The organism is Bacillus cereus group sp. BfR-BA-01381 (assembly GCF_022663555.1).
GTDB classification, from domain to species: Bacteria; Bacillota; Bacilli; order Bacillales; family Bacillaceae_G; genus Bacillus_A; species Bacillus_A pacificus.
The window spans coordinates 1-17,823 of record NZ_JAKUFR010000064.1; the positions used below are offsets into that span (position 1 = coordinate 1).

The following is a 17,823-nucleotide window of genomic DNA, read 5'->3' on the forward strand; positions in this document are numbered from 1 at the left end:
CCACCTTATCTCCCAAGTCTTTGAGATTATAAGGTGGTTTTATTTTCTTTATTAGAATACTTTCCAACCAATCGGTAATTTCAGTCCTAGATAAATTACCGCTACTAGCGCGACAATAAATAAGCCCCAAACCGCCCCTGTTGGTTTGTTTTTGCTCATTTTTACAAGAACCATTTCCATTCCACCGATTACTAATATACCAGCTAACATTTTTAAACCGTACCACATGTGCATGCTACCTGTTGCTGTTTTCACAATACTCATGTACAACATGAATCCTGTCACAATAATGAAGATATACATTAGGCGAAGCCCCATATGTACACCTTTACCTTTTCTTCCTGCTGAATAAAGTGAATACGCAACGAAGAATAAAATTAAACCTAACGCCCATGCTGTAATATGCATATGTACCATCGTATCCCTTCCCTCCTCTTTTCACACTTTTTCACTCTATATGATAACATGTTCATTTATTTTCAGGAAATGTTTCGCTTTTTTACATTTAAATGCTATAATATTTAGAGTATTTACAAACTTCTTGTAATAACAAAAGGGGGAACAATCATGATTCAAACTAAGGATATTATCGAACTTACAGACACATACGGTGCAAATAACTATCACCCACTTCCAATCGTTATTTCTAAAGCAGAAGGCGTTTGGGTAGAAGATCCTGAAGGAAACCGCTATATGGACTTATTAAGTGCATATTCTGCAGTAAACCAAGGTCATCGTCACCCGAAAATTATTAACGCTTTAATTGACCAAGCTAATCGTGTTACGTTAACTTCTCGTGCTTTCCATAGCGATCAATTAGGTCCTTGGTACGAAAAAGTTGCGAAACTAACTAATAAAGAAATGGTACTTCCAATGAATACAGGTGCAGAAGCTGTTGAAACTGCAATTAAAACAGCTCGCCGATGGGCTTATGATGTGAAGAAAGTAGAAGCAAACCGTGCTGAAATTATCGTTTGTGAAGATAACTTCCACGGACGTACGATGGGTGCTGTTTCTATGTCTTCAAACGAAGAGTACAAGCGTGGATTCGGTCCAATGCTTCCTGGTATCGTTGTAATTCCTTACGGTGATTTAGAAGCATTAAAAGCTGCTATTACACCAAACACAGCTGCATTCATTTTAGAGCCCATCCAAGGTGAAGCAGGAATTAACATCCCACCAGCTGGTTTCTTAAAAGAAGCTCTTGAAGTATGTAAAAAAGAAAACGTTTTATTCGTAGCAGATGAAATCCAAACTGGCTTAGGCCGTACTGGTAAAGTATTTGCTTGTGACTGGGACGGTGTAACTCCTGACATGTACATACTTGGTAAAGCACTTGGCGGCGGCGTATTCCCAATCTCTTGCGTTGCAGCAAACCGCGACATTTTAGGGGTATTTGAGCCAGGTTCTCACGGTTCTACATTCGGTGGTAATCCACTTGCATGTGCTGTTTCTATCGCAGCTCTTGAAGTGTTAGAAGAAGAAAAATTAACAGAGCGTTCTCTTCAATTAGGTGAAAAATTAGTTGGACAATTAAAAGAAATTGATAACCCAATGATTACTGAAGTTCGCGGTAAAGGTTTATTTATCGGTATCGAATTAAACGAGCCAGCTCGTCCTTACTGTGAACAACTAAAAGCAGCGGGTCTATTATGTAAAGAAACACATGAAAATGTAATTCGTATCGCACCACCTCTAGTAATCTCTGAAGAAGATTTAGAGTGGGCATTCCAAAAAATTAAAGCTGTATTATCGTAATAATAGAGAGGTTGTCCTACATGTTGGGACAACCTCTTTCATTTTATATTGATTTATACTAAAATAAAATTGTAATTTTCTGTATTTTAAAATCACAAAGGAGGTGCGATATGTTATTAAGATACGGCAAACATATTAACTATTTAGCTACAACTTTTCTTTTAGTTACATTCTTTGGATTCCTACTTTCCGTAACATCGCTTAGTCACTACTCAACTCCCACTACATTCACACTACTGAAAGCATCATTTTGGACTACTGTTATTCTTACTATCATTGGTTTTGGACGCGAAAAAAGCGCACTTACGGTTATACTATTTGGCATTTGTACACTTGCAGTCATTGGTCTTTACACTTTTTCCGTTATCGATTACCTCTATCACCCAAGACCATAGAAAAGAGCTATCTATTAATAAGATAGCTCTTTTCTTCACTTCACCACATTTCGCAAAGTACCAATTCCTTCTACTGTAATGACCACTTCATCACCGGCATGCAAAAACTTCGGTGGTGTGAAACCTTTTCCAACACCAGCCGGGGTTCCTGTTGCGATAATATCTCCTGGTTCTAATGTCATTCCTTTACTTATCGTTGAAATGATTTCTTCTATTGAAAAAATCATTTTATTTGTATTTGAAGTTTGTCTTACTTCCCCATTTACTACCGTTTCAATGCGTAACGCATTTGGCGCACTAATCATCGATTTATGAATTAAATACGGTCCCATCGGACAAAATGTATCGAAACTTTTTCCAAGGAAAAATTGTTTATGCTTCCTTTGAATGTCGCGAGCAGTTATATCATTTATAATGGTATAACCAAAAACATGCTCAAGCGCTTTTTCTTTTTTTATTTGTTTCCCTCGCTTACCAATGACGATAGCTAGTTCTCCTTCGTAGTCTAGTTCATTTGTTGCGTGGGGATGACTATTAATTTTTTCATCCATTCCAATAACTGTCGTTGGTGCTTTCGTAAAGATCATTATATTTTCTGGAATTGACTCTACGCCGCCCATTTCCATCGCATGCTCACGATAATTTTTTCCAACGCAAAGAATATTCTTCCTTGGCCTTGGAATTGGTGCTAATATTTTCACCTCAGTTAACGAGTAATACGCCGTTCCTTCATTTTCCCTCGCCCAATTGACAATATCACACATTTTTTCAACACATTCGGTTCCTCTTTCAATACACTCTAACATTGTAATTGGAATCGTAACCTTTTCCCCTTTTTGTCTTTGCGCTTCTCTTACATGCAATACCTTTTCTTCCTCTTCATCCACAATACCTACAAATACCTTTTCATCTTTTTTCGCCGTTACCAAACGCAATATTTCCACTCTCCATCCTAAAACTCATACACTTTAATTGTATTCGCATCCGCAAGAAAAAAACCTTCTCATACACGCTAATTTTTACAATATTCTTCTCATATCCGATTCGTTACTCCTTTATTATTTGGCATAAAATGTAGAAATTTTACTTTTTTTAGCGAAGCTGTTTCTTTTTTATGGAGTTTTTGTATAATATGTACTACATATATACTAAAAATTTCATTTAGAGATGGAGCCGATTTCAATGTTTGAGCAAGCGATTGAAAAAAAACGTGAAAAAATGATTTATTTTGCTGAACGCTACGGAATGACTTCTCAAAAAACAGTGGATTGTAGCCAAGAACTGGACAGGCTCTTAAATGTAATTTGGCATGTACATACGGATTTTCACCCTAATCAAACACTCGAAACACACACGCAATAACGTGTGTGTTTCTTTTATTTCAAAAAAACACACATTTTATTGAAAACGCCCATACAATAGTAGAAAAGAAAACTTTAAAAACGAAAGGTGTTTTGTATGCCAGCTATGGTCGGACATATTCGTATCGTCAATATTGGATCAAGTGGTATTTTTCATATTGGAGATGTATTTGCGATTAGGCCTATTAGTTATTCACGTGCTTTCGCTGGGGCCGGCTCTTTTAATGTTGGGGATAACGTTTCTGTCTACAATTATCAAAGCGCAACGACTGTCAATGATTCAGATGTCATTGATCAAGCGATAATTGGTTCAACTTAGAGGAGGCGATTGTATTGAATTTTTATGTAAACCAAAGTATCATCATTAACAGCATTAAAATTGATAGCATTACAACCTCTTCTGTATTCCAAATTGGTACTGCTGGAAGTATTAAAGCCCTATCTAAATTCTCAAATACTGGCGGATTTACAGAGCCCCTTCGCCCATTACAGGCGAAAGGACAAATTATTTCTATCAAACCATCAACTAGTTCTTCTTAAGACATCCTTGTCATAAATATATAGCAGGAATATATTTACCCTCCCTATTGAAAAGGAGGTTTCACAAAATGAATCAAGATATATATACTTACTTACACCAACTTCAACAAGCTCTTCAAGCACAACAAACAGCCATCCTGAATTTAGAAGATCAAGTACGTCTATTACAAGAAGAGCTTAACGAATTAAAAAATCGCCCCTCCTCTTCTGTAGGAAAAGTGGAATACAAATTCGATCAATTAAAAGTAGAAAATTTAAATGGCACTTTAAATATTGGTTTAAATCCGTTTTCAGCAAAAGGACAACAAATTGAAGATTTTCAAGTAGATACAGAAACTTTGAAGGTTAATCCTGAAACTGACACAAATCCAGATTTTTACCAAGGCATTCTTCAGGAAATGCATCGCTACTTAGATGAAGAAGCATATAATCGAATTCTCCATTTTGAACAGGAAGAGAGAACGCCACTCGATGAAATGTATCGACAAATGATGGTTGACGACATAAAAAAACAGATGGAGCATAGACTCCCTTATTATTTATCACAAGCGCAATCACATGAAGGAATTTCAACAGATCCAGATTATTTACGAGATATCATTATTCAAGCTATGAAACATGATATCGACAAGGCATTCCTCTCTTTTATTCAACACATACCGGGCAATTTCCGAAAGGAGTAAGTATGTATGAATGTTAACGTTGTAAATCGTGAATTAAAAGTCGGACAGATTAAAATGAACGGTGTATCTTCGTCCGCACTCTTTTTAATTGGGGATGCAAATTTCCTCATACTATCTTCTATTCTTGATACACCATTCGAAACTGTTACAGAGGGGCCATTTGTACCATTAGTCACAGATGTCCCTCCTACTCCAGGTTAAGGAGACTGATAAATTATGTTACATCATGTGTCTGTTGTTCAAAATGTTTCTATTATTTCTTTAGGGATTTCTGCCGTATTTCAAGTTGGAGATGCCAATCAAATAGAATTAAAAAGTAGAGCTCTTGCCGTCCACAGGGAAATTCCTTGTTATATAAAAGACGAAGGTCGCTTAGACGCATTTGAAATCTTTACAGATGAACACATCACAATCCCAAAACGAACGACAGACGTAAAATTAAACATTGTAAATGAATGCCCTTTTATTGAAGTGAATGACGTTGAATTACGAACACTTTTAAATTCTGGCTGCTTTCAAATTGGAAATGTTGATTATGTTTTTAATAACTCTCGTATTATGCAAATCCGTCAATATATTACGGATGAACCTTCCACTCAATAATTCATATAGTAATTAAAAAGCTTAGTAAAGTAGGTGGATGGTATGCCTTCTGTTGTTGGAAATCTCGTCGTTCAAAACAGTAATGGTTCTTTTAATTTAGGGGATTTTTATAACGTGTCTCCGAAAGAAAATACGAAAGCTTATAATGGATCCGGAGCTTCCAATGTTGGATTTGTCGTGAATACGTTTAACGGTGTTAGTGCAACAAATACGTTTGATTCTGATGTGGCTGATCAAGATCAGATTGGAACAGCTTAATCAAACAGCTACCCTGTAATTACCCCTTATAGATAGATAGCAAAAGAGTCCATCTAACATGATGGACTCTTTTCTATTTCGTCTAGAAGAGCATAATACTCTTTTTATTTAAATGATAATTCTTGTTCCTCCAAAGCTTTTCTAAGCTTTGGCATCGACGCAGGTCCCATACCATGCAGTTTTAAAATTTCTTTCTCACTATACTTTGAGAGTTCTTCTACAGTGTGAATTCCATGATGTTCTAGTGCCCGTCTTGCCGGTGCTGAAAGAAGAGCGAGAAAACCTTCTTTCGGCGCTCTCCCGTTCTCACAGGTTGGGCAAGTTGGACAATCGCTACTTTTGTAGTATTCATGTCCTTTTTCACACGTTCTTAACGTTTTTTCTGTTGCCATTTTCAAGTTCCTCTATTCTTCGATTTTTACAACATGATTACCATCAAAGAAGTATAAACATTTCTCTTTCACAGGGTGTTGTAAGCTTTTCTCGAGCGCTTTTGCATATAACGAAAGCTGCACTTTATATCGCTCTTCTAAAATTGGTTTCGCTTGATCAAATCCGCCTGGGAATTTTCCTGCAATCGTATCCGTTTTGAAGTCGATTAACGTAATACCATCTTCCTCTTCGATCATGCAGTCAATAACCCCTTGGACAAGAATGGATTCCCCGCTCTTCCCTTGCCAATCTTGATATGCTTCTTCCGCTGCAAGCATCATCGTAAATGGTACTTCACGCTCAACACTTTTCGCCGCTAATACCCTTTTACCTAGGTCACTGTCAAAGAATGAAATCAATTTTTCAATTGCAATTTCTTCCGCCTGCTCGAATGTTAATAATTCTTTATTTACCATTCCAGCAATTTGCTCCCGAATCACTTCTTCTGTAATCGGCTTCTTCAAATCAACATGCTGCATAACAGCATGTACTGCTGTTCCGCGCTCTGCGTATGTTAATCCCTTTTTCTCCATAAAACGAGGACGTGTTTGAATTGGTGCACGTAATTTTTTAATAAAGGCGTTATCGCTACCTTCTTCAGATTGATAATTTCTCTTTATTTCTGTAACAGACTGTTTCGCACGATGAGATGTTGCTTCCTCATATCCGTACTTCCACATTAATCTGTCATACACTTCTTCTTTTCGTTCACTTTGCAGGGGAACAGCTTTTTTCTCACGAAGTGCTTCTAACAATTCTTGTTTCTCTTCTTGAACGGGTTCTGGCGCGAGTAACGTGTTACCGTCAACAACTTCTACTTTCCAGCTCGTGTCGTATCCATAAATTTCATCTGGAATGCTCCCTTGTCCTAATTCAAGAAGTATTTCACTATCACGATGTCTATATAAGGAAGGTGCAATCCAGTCTAAATAACAAGACGCTCCGGCACGTATATGATCTGGTAATAACCATTCACTATGCTCCCTCGCATCAAGCCATTTTTCCATTTCTTTATTTGCATCCTTAACCGTTCCAATTAAAATTAACTTCTCTTTTGCACGTGTTAACGCTACGTATAATACACGCATTTCTTCCGCGATTAATTCCATTTTCATTTTACGCTTAATCGCAAGTTGCGATAATGTCGTATATTTAATTCGTTTACGAGGATCGATAAATTGCGAACCAAAACCGAAGTCTTTATGCAGTAAGAAACGCTTCATTAAGTCTTGTGTATTAAAGCGGCGACCTAGTCCAGCTACGAATACGACTGGGAACTCAAGTCCTTTACTTTTATGAATTGTCATAATGCGAACTACATCTTCTTGTTCACCTAAAGCTCTCGCCGTACCCATATCATCACCGCGTTCTAAAATACGCTCAATAAAGCGTAAGAAGCGGAATAGTCCTCTAAACGATGTTGCTTCATATTGTCTTGCGCGGTCATATAGTACGCGTAAGTTTGCCTGTCTTTGCTTTCCAGCTGGTAAACCGCCAACGAAATCGTAATAACCTGTCTCACCGTACACTTTCCAAATTAAATCAGAAAGTGACTGTTGGCGTGCAAATTCACGCCATCCTTGTAGTAAATTATAGAACCACTCTAATTTATCATGTAGTTCTCGTTCTTCTTCAAGCGGTGCCCCTTTTAAGAAGGAGCTCATCACTTCATAAAACGAGCCTTTTTTCCCGTGAGCACGAAGCGTTGCAAGTTCTTCATCATTTAATCCAACGATTGGTGAACGAAGTACTGCTGCAAGCGGAATATCTTGCATCGGATTATCAATAACGCGGAATACGTTCATCATAATATTTACTTCTGTCGCTTCAAAGTAACCAGTCGCAAGATCAGCGTATACTGGAATTCCTTGCAGCTTTAACTCTTCCATAATTTGCGGTGCCCACGGCATGGAGCGAAGTAAAATAACGAAGTCGCGGTATTGTACAGGGCGCATACTATCCGTTTTACGATCATACACTTCATAACCCGAATCGACCATCGCTTTAATGCGCTGCGCCATAAGACGAGCTTCAAGCTGTGCTTTTTCTACTTCCGCACCTTCTTCACCGTCTAACACTTCTTCTTCTGTTTGCTGAATACATAGTAGTTCAGCCGCTACATCTTCACCTTCTGGATAGGTAGCACCTAACTTTAATTCAGCGTCAGCATCGTAGTCAATTTCTCCGACTTCTTCGCCCATAATTTGTTTGAAGATAAAGTTCGTACCTGCTAATACTTCATGACGACTACGGAAGTTTTTCGCTAAATCAATCTTCATTCCGCCGCCTAATCCTTCTTGCGTGAAGCGTTTATACTTTCCTAAGAATAATCCTGGTTCTGCTAGTCGGAAACGATAAATCGACTGCTTTACGTCACCTACCATGAATAAGTTTCCTTCACTCTCAGAATCTTTCGTTACGAATTTAATAATCGATTCTTGTACGAAATTCGTATCTTGATATTCATCGACTAATACTTCAGCAAATTTATTGCGATATTGAAGCGCTACTGCAGATGGCTTCATTTCACCATTTTCACTTTGTTCACTTAAAATTTGTAAACAGAAATGCTCTAAATCTGTGAAATCGACCATTCCTTTATCTCGTTTTATCGCTTGGAAACGCTCGGTAAATACTTTTACAAGTTGAACAAGCTTCTCTAATACCGGATGCATATCTTGAAAATCTCGTAAGAAACTTTCAGGTTTGCGGCTAAATAACTCTTCTTGTAATTTCTTCACTTCATCTTTCGCTTTATTACGAAGAGAGTCTACTTGTTTGACAATATCCTCGTTGTAATCGCTTTTCTTAATACGCTTTAACGTTTGCCACGATACGTTTTGCATCGCTTCATACACGCTTGTCCACGATTCACGAGCAGCTGATGATAACGTTCCAAGTAGAGCTAAATCTGCTTGCAGTGTTTCAACGCGAGGCGCTGGACCGTCAGGAAGCATTGCGAGTTCCGTCGCTTTCCGAATATGCTGTTCCGCTGTTTCAAGCTGGAATCTCACATCTTCTAATAAATAAGAAGCATACACTAAATCTTCAATTGTCTTTCCTTCTACGTCATATGCTTCTACTAATTTATCGAGCCATTTTTCAGGATTTGGATGCGCTCTTGATTCTGTATGAAGTGCTAAAATCATACGCTGTAAATCATCGTCACTACGATCACTCGTATAACGATCAACGAGCTCAAAGAATATCGTATTATTTTCAAATCCATACTCTTCTTCTAATATGTCATCTAGCACTTCTTCTTTTAACAATTCATTTTCCGTTTGATTCGCAATGCGGAAACGAGGATCAACATCAAGCATGTAATAGTATCCTCTAATTACTTGTAAACAAAAGGAATGGATCGTCGAAATAGAAGCTTTATTTAATAGGCTCAGCTGCTTTCGAATGTGCTGCGAGCCTGGTTCATCAATTAATACTTTTTCTAACGCTTCCCCAATTCTGTTTTTCATCTCTTGCGCCGCTGCATTCGTAAATGTTACAACGAGCAGGCGGTCGACATCGACTGGGTTTTCTTCATTTATAATCTTTTTAATAATACGTTCAACTAATACTGCTGTTTTACCTGATCCTGCTGCTGCTGCGACTAAAATATCACGCCCGTTCGCTACAACGGCTTTCCACTGGTCATCTGTCCATTGACTACCTTCTGGTTTTTTAGGCCAATTTTCCATCATTCTCCGCCAACCTCCTCTCTAATTTTCTCCATCGCTTCACTATCTTTCATATCTTTTAACGTACGGAACTGGTTATCTTCAAGTGATTCATCGAACTGGCAAACAGATTTGAAGTTACAGAACGTACACGCCGCTTTATTCCCCTTTTTGTAAGGAGCAATATCGATAACCCCTTCTGTAATGTCTTTTCCGATATTTTCAAACGTATGGTGTACGTATTTTTGCAGGACGTTAAACTCTTGTTCACTTGCAATACTTGAACGCGCACTAAAACTACCGTCTTTTTTCAGACCAGCAGAAATAATATCAGAGCTTCCTGTTGAAAGTTTGTTATCCATTAAACGAACAACGTCAGCATCTCCTAGTACGAGACCTTTCATTTTGAATTTCTTTAAAATTTCCTTTTCAATTTCTGCTTCAGATGCGTCACCTTTTACCTCCACAATCGGGTTATGAATGTGGAAATACAATACACCAGCTGGTGATGCCGTGCCGCCTTTTTTCATCCACGTATGCGCATTTGAAGTAACAACATCTAAATACGTTAACATTTGAAGTGCTAATCCGTAATACACTTCCGTTAAGTCTAACGCTTTTGAGCTTGATTTATAGTCAATAATACGTAGGAATGTTCCGTTTTCATCTTCTGCCTTATCAACACGGTCAATACGGCCAACTACTTCCATCTTCACACCATTTGGTAATGAGAATTCCATTGGCGGAAGCGATCCTGTACCGCCCATACCGAATGGTACTTCTAAATCAACTGGTACGAAACCACTCGATTTCGCGTGCTCACGAAGAATGATTGACGTACGGAAAATGATTTGTTGTAGTTTTTGTTTTAAATAGAAATGACGGTTTGAACTTAATAAAATTTGTCTTTGTAATAACGGTGCAATTTCTTCTATTACTACAGCAGAAAGATGCTCACACTCTTTTATTGATAAATCCGCCCAAGTACGATTTTCACGTAATAGCCTATCTGCAATTCTCTTCAGCGCTGCATGGAAGAGCTCTCCAATATCTGGCGCATCCAGTTTGAAAATATCACGCTCTCTTAACGATAAACCGTGCTGCGCAAAATGAGCGTACGCACAACGGTTAAATAATTCCATACGAGAAACGCTTCCTTTTATTTTGTCTCCGTATAAATCTCTACTTACAGCTGTACTTAGCTTTTGCGCACGATTTCGGTAGAATAAGCTTGATAATACGCGGCTACTTTTTTGCTTCCATTCATCTGAAGTAACGTAGAAATTATATACATCCCACCAAAAGTCTAAGTTGCCTTCAAATCCATATCGCTTCCACGTTTGAAGTTGCTGCATAACATATGACAACGTTACTTCTGGTGTTGCTACATATGAAATTTGTTCCGAACGTGATAAATCATTTACGTCGTTCGTAATAAATGTATCTTTCACATCAGGGAACATTCTTTTTATTTTCTTAATAAAGCTAGATGCAAGTAACGTCTTTCCTTCCTCATCTGCAAGCGGGCATGAAATATATAATTTCTCAGTTGCTCTCGTTACCATTTGGTACATAACAAACTGTTCTTCTAATAAAGTTTGTCTCGTCGTTGGTGCGAGTTCAATACCTGCAGCGCTAAGAACATCTCTTTCTTCATCAGAAAGCATACCTTCATCCATCGGTGCTGCTGGAATCACACCTTCATTCACTCCAATGACGAATGTTGCTTTCACATTTGATAATCTAGAACGATCAATATTCGCAATTAACACTTGGTCTAATGACGGCGGAATGTTTGCGAATTGAAGCGCCTCAAGACCTGTCGACATAACGTCTGTGAACATAGAAAGCGACATTTTTTCTTCGCCAAGCATCTCAACAAACGTATCAAGAAGACTCATTACTTCTTCCCATACTTGTTCATGATCTGTCGCAAATAAGAAATCTCCGCTCTCTTCTGCACGAATACGTAATGCTTCTAATTTTTTCGGAACGTCAAGCTCTTCTAAAAATAAGTAAACAGCTTCGCACATTTGCATAACCGTTCCCGCACGCTTCAGTCTTTTTTGCATACGAATAACGGGCGTTCTTACAACGTCACGCAATCGATTTATTTTCTCTTCCATTTCACGTTCACTGTCTGTAATCATCCCGTTCGTATCGTCAAGAGAACGATAGCGGCGATACATCCACGGATCTTCAGAAGTCCATCTTTTCCCTTGTACACCGTACGCTAAACAGTAGTTTTCAAACTCATCCATCTCTTCGCGCATCGTTTCTTTTCTTACATCTAATGGATATAAAAGCTCTGTTTTCACGCAGCGAAATACTGCATCATAACGCCAATTCCCGCTAATAATCTCGAGTGCAGAACGAATGCATTCTACTAACGGATGATGTGACATCGGGCGTTTTTCATCGATAAAGTGTGGGATATTATAATCTGTAAATAGAGTCCGCATTACATCGTAATAACTTTCTCCGTTACGAAGAAGAACTGCAATATCTCGGTAACGATAGTCTTCATCTGCCACAAGTCTACGAATTTCACGTGCAACGCCTTCTACTTCCGCTCGTAAATTCGCGGCTGTATGAATCGTTACACTTGCTTCCCCGTGAAACTTTTCATTTGGACGTGCTTCATAGTGTGTTTCTAAATGCGCTAACGCCGGAGAATGAAAACGCGGCTGTTCCATAAGTGGAATCGTTTTTTCAATTTCTATCTTCTCTTCACGTGCTACTTGTTTTATTTTTTCATACGTTAACGTCGTTTCATAAAATAAATCTAGTTCATTTACTGGTTGTGCTAACGTTTTTTCATCTAGCGTTAACGTGATTGTCACTCTCGCTCCGCAAATCATAAGTTGTCTTACAATTTCTAGTTCTTGCGGTGAAAACGAATGGAAGCCATCTATATAAATTTCAGCTCCCTTTACATATTCAGACTGCGGAAGCTTTTCCACTAGCAATTGCAGATAGTCTTCTGAATCTAAGTACTTTCCGATTAAAGCACGTTCAAAATCATCATATAATAACTGTAAATCATACACTTTATTCGCTAATAGCTTTTGTTCGGCACTGCTACTATGCGCATCTAATTGTTGCCACATTTCATATACGTTTGATGGCGTCACGTTATATCGTTTAAACTCCGCAATCATACTGCCAAGATGTTCAAAGAAACCATTTTGCTCCGCTGCTTTTTGGAATACCGATAATCCATCTTTACGAGACTCTACAATTTTACGAAGTAACATATGTACGCCCGCTTCATCAATGTGAAGACGACTCGCTCCGCCAACTTCTTGCAATACTTTCCACGCTAATCGTGAAAAACTAAAAACTTGTGCCCGAATAGAACCTCTAACATCCTCACTACCAATTAACGCCTGCTGCGTTTGGAATGTCATCTGTTCTGGCACAAGATATAATATTGTTTCCCCTCTTGGGCGCTGCTTTAACTCTTCTTGCACTTCGTGTAAACAAAGTGTACTTTTTCCACTTCCCGCTCTACCAATCACAAATCGAAGTGACATGTAACCCCACCTTTCACTTACATAACGAACGTTAGTTTGCTACTATAATTGTATTATAGGACACGAAAAAAGACAAACGGAGTAGTTTGTCTTTTTCTATACTTCTACCTATTATATCAACCTTTTGAAAAATTCGTTTGCACCTCTTGAATTGGCCAATATCGTAAATCAACTTTACCGACAACTGTATCAGCTTTTACAAAACCAAAATGTCTACTATCCCAGCTCCCGAGGCGGTTATCACCTACTACAAAAATATATCCAGGCGGCACCGTTTTTTCCTTCGTTAACTCTTCTAGCGTAAAGTCACCTGTTAGTTGTCGTCCATTTATCTCTTTCTTATACTTCTCTAGATAAGGTTCATCTACGAATTGTCCGTTTATATATAGTTTATCATGCTTATATTCAATTTGATCTCCAGGTAAACCGATAATTCGTTTTACGTAGTCTTCTTTTTTATTCGCATGAAATACAACAACATCAAACCTATTCAAGTCCCCCACTTGATAACTCACCTTATTTACAACGAGCATATTGCCATCTTGCAATGTCGGCATCATTGACTTCCCCTCTACAACATACGTTGAAAAGAAAAACGTTCGAAAAAATACAGCTAATAATACACCAATTAAAATTGTTCGTATCCACTCTATGCCTTCTTTTTTCAAAGTTTTCTTCATCCGCTTCTCCCCTTATCCTTTAATAATGAAGCTTTCCTTTACAAAGAAGACTATTCTTAATGCAGTTCTAACTTTACTTCAATTTTCTTGCCGACATACCATAAAATAAAAATACCAATCGCTACAATGACTGATTTCACCGGATTATGAATAAATGACATTAAATCATGACCGATATACGTTAAAATAAAAATCATCACAAGCTTTCCGAACGCGAGCGCAAGGCCAAACTGTTTTACACTAATACGTGATAGACCAGCGACAACATTTATAAGCGCAGACGGTGTAAACGGAAAACAAAAGATGACGAAAATCGGCGCGAACCCTTTCCTTTCAATCCATCCCATTGCCTTTCGTACTTTCTCATGCTTATTCACAAAAGAAAAGAAACGACTTCGGCCAAAATGGCGGATTATGAAAAAAACAAGTAAGGCACCCATTACTGATCCAAGCCAAGAATAAAGAAAACCGAGCCAAAATCCAAATGCAACAGCATTCGCCAGTACAAATACGATAAGTGGCAATGCTGGAATTAGCGCCTCTATCATCGGTAGCCCAATACCAAGAAGTGGTCCGAACGCTTTATAACTTTCAACAATATGATCCATATTTTCTGGTGAAAAATACTCTTTGATTGTCTGAAAATCCATTCTACACTTTACCCCTTTACTCTAAGTACTACCTCTACTGTATCATTGCCTATATGAAAGAGGAAATGGTAGATACGACATATGGAGATGTAATTATTAAGTTTCCATACCTTTCATTAGAATTCCTTCATTATTTAACTATGATAATCCATCAATATTCGACAGGATATGAAGTTAATTTAGACAACGTACCCAGATTATCACTCAATGGTTATTATAAAAAAGAAGAAGATACAGAAAGTAATAATGAGTCTTTTTCATAAGAATAACCCTACTGCAAGTAAGGTTATTTCTACCTATACGAAAATAGGTAGCAGCGGATAATTATTTTACCTTCAAACAATTCCCCTTTTCTATTGGCTATTTCTTACAAGCAATCTTTTTAGCAAACGTACACTGTCAATCACAGTAAGTATTAACAAATATATAAAAGATAGTATTAATACTGTACTCCGAATAGGTAACATTCGAAATTTGTATAGAAACTTATCAATCATATATATATCTTGCTCATTCGTTATAGTTGCAGGAGTAAACATAAGATAATCTTTCCAATTATCTATCCAAGTTAAACTAACTGCGGAAAATTGTGTTATCCCTAACCATAAGTAAATAAAAATTGATATAAGAATCATATATTGCAAACTATGCAATATCTTTCTTTGCTTCTTGCATTCAATAATTTGAAAAACAAGCAGTGTCAGTACGTACACAATCGATAGAAAAAATACTATGGTGACAACTGGTTGAATTGAAAAAGAAAATAGTAATTTATCAATTTCACTAATTTGACTATATTCTGTAGCATTTTGAGGCGTAAATATAAAATGTTGTTTGTCAGCCCCTATCATTAACTGACTGCCAACAAAACCAGTAAACATAAAGGTAAGCAATAATATAGGCACAACAAGAATATATTGCGCCCAAAATAACATAGTCCTTTTCAACATACCATCTCCTTTTTATACAGTATGAAAAAAATATTATGTACTTCACAAATGTAACATGATATATGTTCACACTATATTAAGTACACAGAGGAATTACCATTATATTGTAATTTTATATTATCGTAAGCCCTTAGAGAACAAAAAGTTTGTACATTTCTCTCGTTTTGTTTATAAATCTTACAACGTAAACTGGATATATAATGAAATCAAAAAGGATGAGTCACCCCATCCTTTTCCTCTCATACATCCTCTTCTCTAACAAAATACACTTTCTCATAAGCTGGTCTTAATGTTGATTCATCCCTTTGATCAACCTCTTTAAAACAAGGATTCCCTTGTTTTTTCCTACGATCTTCATACTCCGTTCGCAATTTCGCAGTACGATTTTGTTGATTTTCAAAACTAGTTTTCGATATCTCTAACTTCACCGCAAAACCATTTATAAATCTAATAATAAGGTTTCCATCTTTTAATTCTTTATTGCTTTCAATATAAAAATGAGATAACCACGCGCACTCTTTTCTAGAATACGAATAGGTAGGGAAAAAATAAAGTTGATCGGTCGGACTAATCGCAATTGGTGCTTTATGTGTAATGTGAGTTAGCTCTTTCGTTCCTTCTTTTCTGCCTAAGAAACTAGAACCATGCTTGCGACAACTTCTTTCTATAATATCTAGAGGTTTTTGAAATACGAAAAAAGAGTCTTGCACTTCAACAACTCGCGTAACAATTTTCTTTTCACTGAGAATTACAGGAAGTAAGGCCATTGTATTTTTATTTACAACATAGTTTTCGACGTAGCGTTCCACTTTATTCTCCATATTCCACTATCTCCTTTTTTCTATTTATATTAGCAGCTGCATGTATAATTTTAGCATCTATGAAAAGGAAATGGCTTACAGATTCCGCTTTTTTACAATACTTTATTATTTGTCAAATACCTTTTAAATTATAAAATAAAAATATATAGTTTTTGTAATAATAAACCTATACAAAATCTATTTATACTACCTATAAATATTTACAACTACTTCCTCATTTCGCATCATTAAGACAATTAACTTTGCTATAATTAAAATAAAAATCCAATATATGGAGGTCCGCTATGGAAGAAAAAGAAATGCAACCAACGATTCACATGAAAAATAACAACATCATAATCGTGAAAAACTCAGCTAGCATTATATTCGCTTTATTTTTCATTCTATTATTTTTTGCAAAGCCTTTTCGTAAATCGAAATGCTCTGAATGTAAGAAACGCGCGAAGAAAAAGGTTGAAAAAGAAGAGTAAAAGGCTTTCCATTTTGGAAAGCCTTTTACTCTTTTTCATATTTTCTTCCGAGTGTCCCTGTATCCCCTTTATTTTCTAATATTATTACATATTAAAAAATTATCCACTACGTTAAAAAATACTTGCACATGTTACCCATTTTTATTTTTTATTAAGAACTTCAACTTTATACATCACTAGCAACTTTTTAACTCGTTAAATCTGCAATATAAGTTTTGTATATAATTCCACTTCAAAACACAAAATATATAAGTGATTATTTATGATTACATTCGTTTTTTATCTAATTCCAAAAAGGAGCTGTATAATATGGAGAAAAAAAGTCTATTAAGACAACAGATTAATAGCGTCCCATCAGATGCTCTGAATACCCCTAGTAAGGAGCAAGAACAAATGTTAGAAACATCATCTCAAGACGAACAAAATTCTAACAAAAAAGATATGAATCAAAGCCTATATGGCGCAGATTTACCCATTTCAGATGTAGACAAAACAACAAATAAAGTGAAACTTTAATCAGCCCTCAACAATTGGGCGTTAACAGGGAGTTGGTCTCCCGCCGAATTTTAAGATGGAAAGACTTTCTCCACAACAAAAAAAGGATGGCAGCTGCCATCCTTTTTCCATAATAAACTATAAAATTATAGTTTGATTACGTTTTTAGCTTGAGGTCCACGGTTACCATCTTCGATTTCGAAGCTAACTTTTTGACCTTCTTCTAGAGATTTGAAACCATCAGTTTCGATTGCAGAGAAATGTACGAATACGTCGTTTTCGCCTGGAACTTCGATGAAACCGAAGCCTTTTTCGTTGTTAAACCATTTTACTTGTCCTGTTACTGCCATAATTATTTCCTCCTAAGAAAATACATTTTTTTAAATTTTTAGTTTTCCTATCTAAAAAAAGAATCCACACATTATCAAATACGAAACATAAACTAGTTCTCACATACTTTTTCTCGTTCGTTTCCAGCACTTGATAATATATGGATTGCTTAATTTAACTATTCAAC

22 protein-coding genes are annotated in these 17,823 nt (G+C 36.8%); 12 read left to right on the top strand and 10 right to left on the bottom strand.

The genetic code is table 11. The features are described from left to right. Positions 1-51 precede the first annotated feature (51 nt). Positions 52-417 carry a YisL family protein gene (locus MR079_RS19830; protein ID WP_000233489.1) on the bottom strand — a complete coding sequence of 122 codons (366 nt, stop codon included), beginning with the start codon at positions 415-417 and terminating at the stop codon, positions 52-54. Positions 418-567: 150 nt separating this feature from the next. Here MR079_RS19830 and rocD point away from each other — a divergent pair, with 150 nt between their 5' ends. After that, positions 568-1,758: an ornithine aminotransferase gene (gene rocD / locus MR079_RS19835; protein ID WP_000616655.1), complete on the top strand. Its 1,191-nt coding sequence runs from the start codon at positions 568-570 to the stop codon at positions 1,756-1,758. A gap of 110 nt (positions 1,759-1,868) precedes the next feature. Next, entirely contained in the window at positions 1,869-2,153 is a 285-nt protein-coding gene (locus tag MR079_RS19840; RefSeq protein WP_000926868.1) for a hypothetical protein, read from the top strand. A 35-nt stretch (positions 2,154-2,188) separates the two neighbouring features. Here the strand turns inward: MR079_RS19840 and MR079_RS19845 are convergent, their stop codons facing one another. Next, on the bottom strand, positions 2,189-3,088 hold the full coding sequence (locus MR079_RS19845; protein ID WP_242294485.1) for a fumarylacetoacetate hydrolase family protein: 900 nt from the start codon (positions 3,086-3,088) through the stop codon (positions 2,189-2,191). 247 nt (positions 3,089-3,335) lie between these two features. Between MR079_RS19845 and MR079_RS19850 the strand changes: the two genes are divergently transcribed. The 7 genes from MR079_RS19850 to gerPF all read left to right on the top strand — a co-directional run bounded on the left by MR079_RS19850 (position 3,336) and on the right by gerPF (position 5,598). Continuing rightward, positions 3,336-3,515: an aspartyl-phosphate phosphatase Spo0E family protein gene (locus tag MR079_RS19850; RefSeq protein ID WP_000462846.1), complete on the top strand. Its 180-nt coding sequence runs from the start codon at positions 3,336-3,338 to the stop codon at positions 3,513-3,515. Positions 3,516-3,611: 96 nt separating this feature from the next. After that, complete coding sequence (gene gerPA, locus MR079_RS19855; RefSeq protein WP_001111187.1) at positions 3,612-3,833, top strand: spore germination protein GerPA; 222 nt, start codon at positions 3,612-3,614, stop codon at positions 3,831-3,833. A 14-nt stretch (positions 3,834-3,847) separates the two neighbouring features. Then, the gene (gene gerPB / locus MR079_RS19860; protein ID WP_001012508.1) at positions 3,848-4,054 is read left to right on the top strand and encodes a spore germination protein GerPB; all 207 of its coding nucleotides are present in this window, start codon (positions 3,848-3,850) and stop codon (positions 4,052-4,054) included. 68 nt (positions 4,055-4,122) lie between these two features. After that, a complete protein-coding gene (gerPC, locus tag MR079_RS19865; RefSeq protein WP_001070749.1) occupies positions 4,123-4,737 on the top strand; it encodes a spore germination protein GerPC in 615 nt (204 codons plus the stop codon). A gap of 6 nt (positions 4,738-4,743) precedes the next feature. Next, positions 4,744-4,938, top strand: coding sequence for a spore germination protein GerPD (gene gerPD / locus MR079_RS19870; RefSeq protein ID WP_001102341.1), 195 nt, complete (start codon positions 4,744-4,746; stop codon positions 4,936-4,938). Positions 4,939-4,953: 15 nt separating this feature from the next. Then, on the top strand, positions 4,954-5,340 hold the full coding sequence (locus MR079_RS19875; RefSeq protein ID WP_139868726.1) for a spore germination protein GerPE: 387 nt from the start codon (positions 4,954-4,956) through the stop codon (positions 5,338-5,340). Positions 5,341-5,382: 42 nt separating this feature from the next. Further along, the gene (gene gerPF / locus MR079_RS19880) at positions 5,383-5,598 is read left to right on the top strand and encodes a spore germination protein GerPF (protein ID WP_001141566.1); all 216 of its coding nucleotides are present in this window, start codon (positions 5,383-5,385) and stop codon (positions 5,596-5,598) included. A 104-nt stretch (positions 5,599-5,702) separates the two neighbouring features. Here the strand turns inward: gerPF and MR079_RS19885 are convergent, their stop codons facing one another. From MR079_RS19885 to MR079_RS19905, 5 genes are all read right to left on the bottom strand, one after another. Then, positions 5,703-5,990 (bottom strand): RNA polymerase alpha subunit C-terminal domain-containing protein, encoded by a 288-nt coding sequence (locus MR079_RS19885; RefSeq protein WP_139868728.1) that lies wholly within the window; start codon positions 5,988-5,990, stop codon positions 5,703-5,705. A 12-nt stretch (positions 5,991-6,002) separates the two neighbouring features. Then, positions 6,003-9,728 carry a helicase-exonuclease AddAB subunit AddA gene (gene addA / locus MR079_RS19890; protein WP_242294486.1) on the bottom strand — a complete coding sequence of 1,242 codons (3,726 nt, stop codon included), beginning with the start codon at positions 9,726-9,728 and terminating at the stop codon, positions 6,003-6,005. Next, on the bottom strand, positions 9,725-13,240 hold the full coding sequence (addB, locus tag MR079_RS19895) for a helicase-exonuclease AddAB subunit AddB (RefSeq protein ID WP_242294487.1): 3,516 nt from the start codon (positions 13,238-13,240) through the stop codon (positions 9,725-9,727). The genes addA and addB overlap by 4 nt, the downstream gene beginning before the upstream one ends. 116 nt (positions 13,241-13,356) lie before the next feature. Then, positions 13,357-13,920, bottom strand: coding sequence for a signal peptidase I (gene lepB, locus MR079_RS19900; RefSeq protein WP_048526650.1), 564 nt, complete (start codon positions 13,918-13,920; stop codon positions 13,357-13,359). 56 nt (positions 13,921-13,976) lie between these two features. Then, positions 13,977-14,570 (bottom strand): TVP38/TMEM64 family protein, encoded by a 594-nt coding sequence (locus MR079_RS19905; protein WP_000347516.1) that lies wholly within the window; start codon positions 14,568-14,570, stop codon positions 13,977-13,979. Between the two features lie 65 nt (positions 14,571-14,635). Between MR079_RS19905 and MR079_RS19910 the strand changes: the two genes are divergently transcribed. Continuing rightward, complete coding sequence (locus MR079_RS19910; RefSeq protein ID WP_242294488.1) at positions 14,636-14,833, top strand: hypothetical protein; 198 nt, start codon at positions 14,636-14,638, stop codon at positions 14,831-14,833. 90 nt (positions 14,834-14,923) lie between these two features. On the opposite strand, the gene MR079_RS19915 is transcribed toward MR079_RS19910, so the two are convergent. Next, entirely contained in the window at positions 14,924-15,520 is a 597-nt protein-coding gene (locus tag MR079_RS19915; RefSeq protein WP_242294489.1) for a DUF4306 domain-containing protein, read from the bottom strand. A gap of 239 nt (positions 15,521-15,759) precedes the next feature. Continuing rightward, positions 15,760-16,341, bottom strand: coding sequence for a competence protein ComK (locus tag MR079_RS19920; RefSeq protein WP_242294490.1), 582 nt, complete (start codon positions 16,339-16,341; stop codon positions 15,760-15,762). 284 nt (positions 16,342-16,625) lie between these two features. Between MR079_RS19920 and MR079_RS19925 the strand changes: the two genes are divergently transcribed. Both MR079_RS19925 and MR079_RS19930 read left to right on the top strand, forming a co-directional pair. After that, positions 16,626-16,811 (top strand): hypothetical protein, encoded by a 186-nt coding sequence (locus MR079_RS19925; RefSeq protein WP_242294491.1) that lies wholly within the window; start codon positions 16,626-16,628, stop codon positions 16,809-16,811. 309 nt (positions 16,812-17,120) lie between these two features. Further along, complete coding sequence (locus MR079_RS19930; protein ID WP_139868741.1) at positions 17,121-17,327, top strand: hypothetical protein; 207 nt, start codon at positions 17,121-17,123, stop codon at positions 17,325-17,327. Positions 17,328-17,452: 125 nt separating this feature from the next. Here MR079_RS19930 and cspA read toward each other — a convergent pair whose 3' ends face one another. Continuing rightward, positions 17,453-17,656, bottom strand: a complete 204-nt coding sequence (gene cspA, locus MR079_RS19935) for an RNA chaperone/antiterminator CspA (RefSeq protein WP_000301518.1) — start codon at positions 17,654-17,656, stop codon at positions 17,453-17,455. Between the last annotated feature and the right edge of the window lie 167 nt (positions 17,657-17,823).

Excerpts from the sequence above, each read along its gene's own strand:
- MR079_RS19830 (WP_000233489.1), bottom strand. The coding sequence starts at position 417 with ATGGTACATATGCATATTACAGCATGGGCGTTAGGTTTAATTTTATTC.
- rocD (WP_000616655.1), top strand. The coding sequence starts at position 568 with ATGATTCAAACTAAGGATATTATCGAACTTACAGACACATACGGTGCA.
- MR079_RS19840 (WP_000926868.1), top strand. The coding sequence starts at position 1,869 with ATGTTATTAAGATACGGCAAACATATTAACTATTTAGCTACAACTTTT.
- MR079_RS19850 (WP_000462846.1), top strand. The coding sequence starts at position 3,336 with ATGTTTGAGCAAGCGATTGAAAAAAAACGTGAAAAAATGATTTATTTT.
- gerPA (WP_001111187.1), top strand. The coding sequence starts at position 3,612 with ATGCCAGCTATGGTCGGACATATTCGTATCGTCAATATTGGATCAAGT.
- gerPC (WP_001070749.1), top strand. The coding sequence starts at position 4,123 with ATGAATCAAGATATATATACTTACTTACACCAACTTCAACAAGCTCTT.
- gerPD (WP_001102341.1), top strand. The coding sequence starts at position 4,744 with ATGAATGTTAACGTTGTAAATCGTGAATTAAAAGTCGGACAGATTAAA.
- MR079_RS19875 (WP_139868726.1), top strand. The coding sequence starts at position 4,954 with ATGTTACATCATGTGTCTGTTGTTCAAAATGTTTCTATTATTTCTTTA.
- gerPF (WP_001141566.1), top strand. The coding sequence starts at position 5,383 with ATGCCTTCTGTTGTTGGAAATCTCGTCGTTCAAAACAGTAATGGTTCT.
- MR079_RS19885 (WP_139868728.1), bottom strand. The coding sequence starts at position 5,990 with ATGGCAACAGAAAAAACGTTAAGAACGTGTGAAAAAGGACATGAATAC.
- addA (WP_242294486.1), bottom strand. The coding sequence starts at position 9,728 with ATGATGGAAAATTGGCCTAAAAAACCAGAAGGTAGTCAATGGACAGAT.
- addB (WP_242294487.1), bottom strand. The coding sequence starts at position 13,240 with ATGTCACTTCGATTTGTGATTGGTAGAGCGGGAAGTGGAAAAAGTACA.
- lepB (WP_048526650.1), bottom strand. The coding sequence starts at position 13,920 with ATGAAGAAAACTTTGAAAAAAGAAGGCATAGAGTGGATACGAACAATT.
- MR079_RS19905 (WP_000347516.1), bottom strand. The coding sequence starts at position 14,570 with ATGGATTTTCAGACAATCAAAGAGTATTTTTCACCAGAAAATATGGAT.
- MR079_RS19910 (WP_242294488.1), top strand. The coding sequence starts at position 14,636 with ATGGTAGATACGACATATGGAGATGTAATTATTAAGTTTCCATACCTT.
- MR079_RS19915 (WP_242294489.1), bottom strand. The coding sequence starts at position 15,520 with ATGTTGAAAAGGACTATGTTATTTTGGGCGCAATATATTCTTGTTGTG.
- MR079_RS19920 (WP_242294490.1), bottom strand. The coding sequence starts at position 16,341 with ATGGAGAATAAAGTGGAACGCTACGTCGAAAACTATGTTGTAAATAAA.
- MR079_RS19925 (WP_242294491.1), top strand. The coding sequence starts at position 16,626 with ATGGAAGAAAAAGAAATGCAACCAACGATTCACATGAAAAATAACAAC.
- MR079_RS19930 (WP_139868741.1), top strand. The coding sequence starts at position 17,121 with ATGGAGAAAAAAAGTCTATTAAGACAACAGATTAATAGCGTCCCATCA.
- cspA (WP_000301518.1), bottom strand. The coding sequence starts at position 17,656 with ATGGCAGTAACAGGACAAGTAAAATGGTTTAACAACGAAAAAGGCTTC.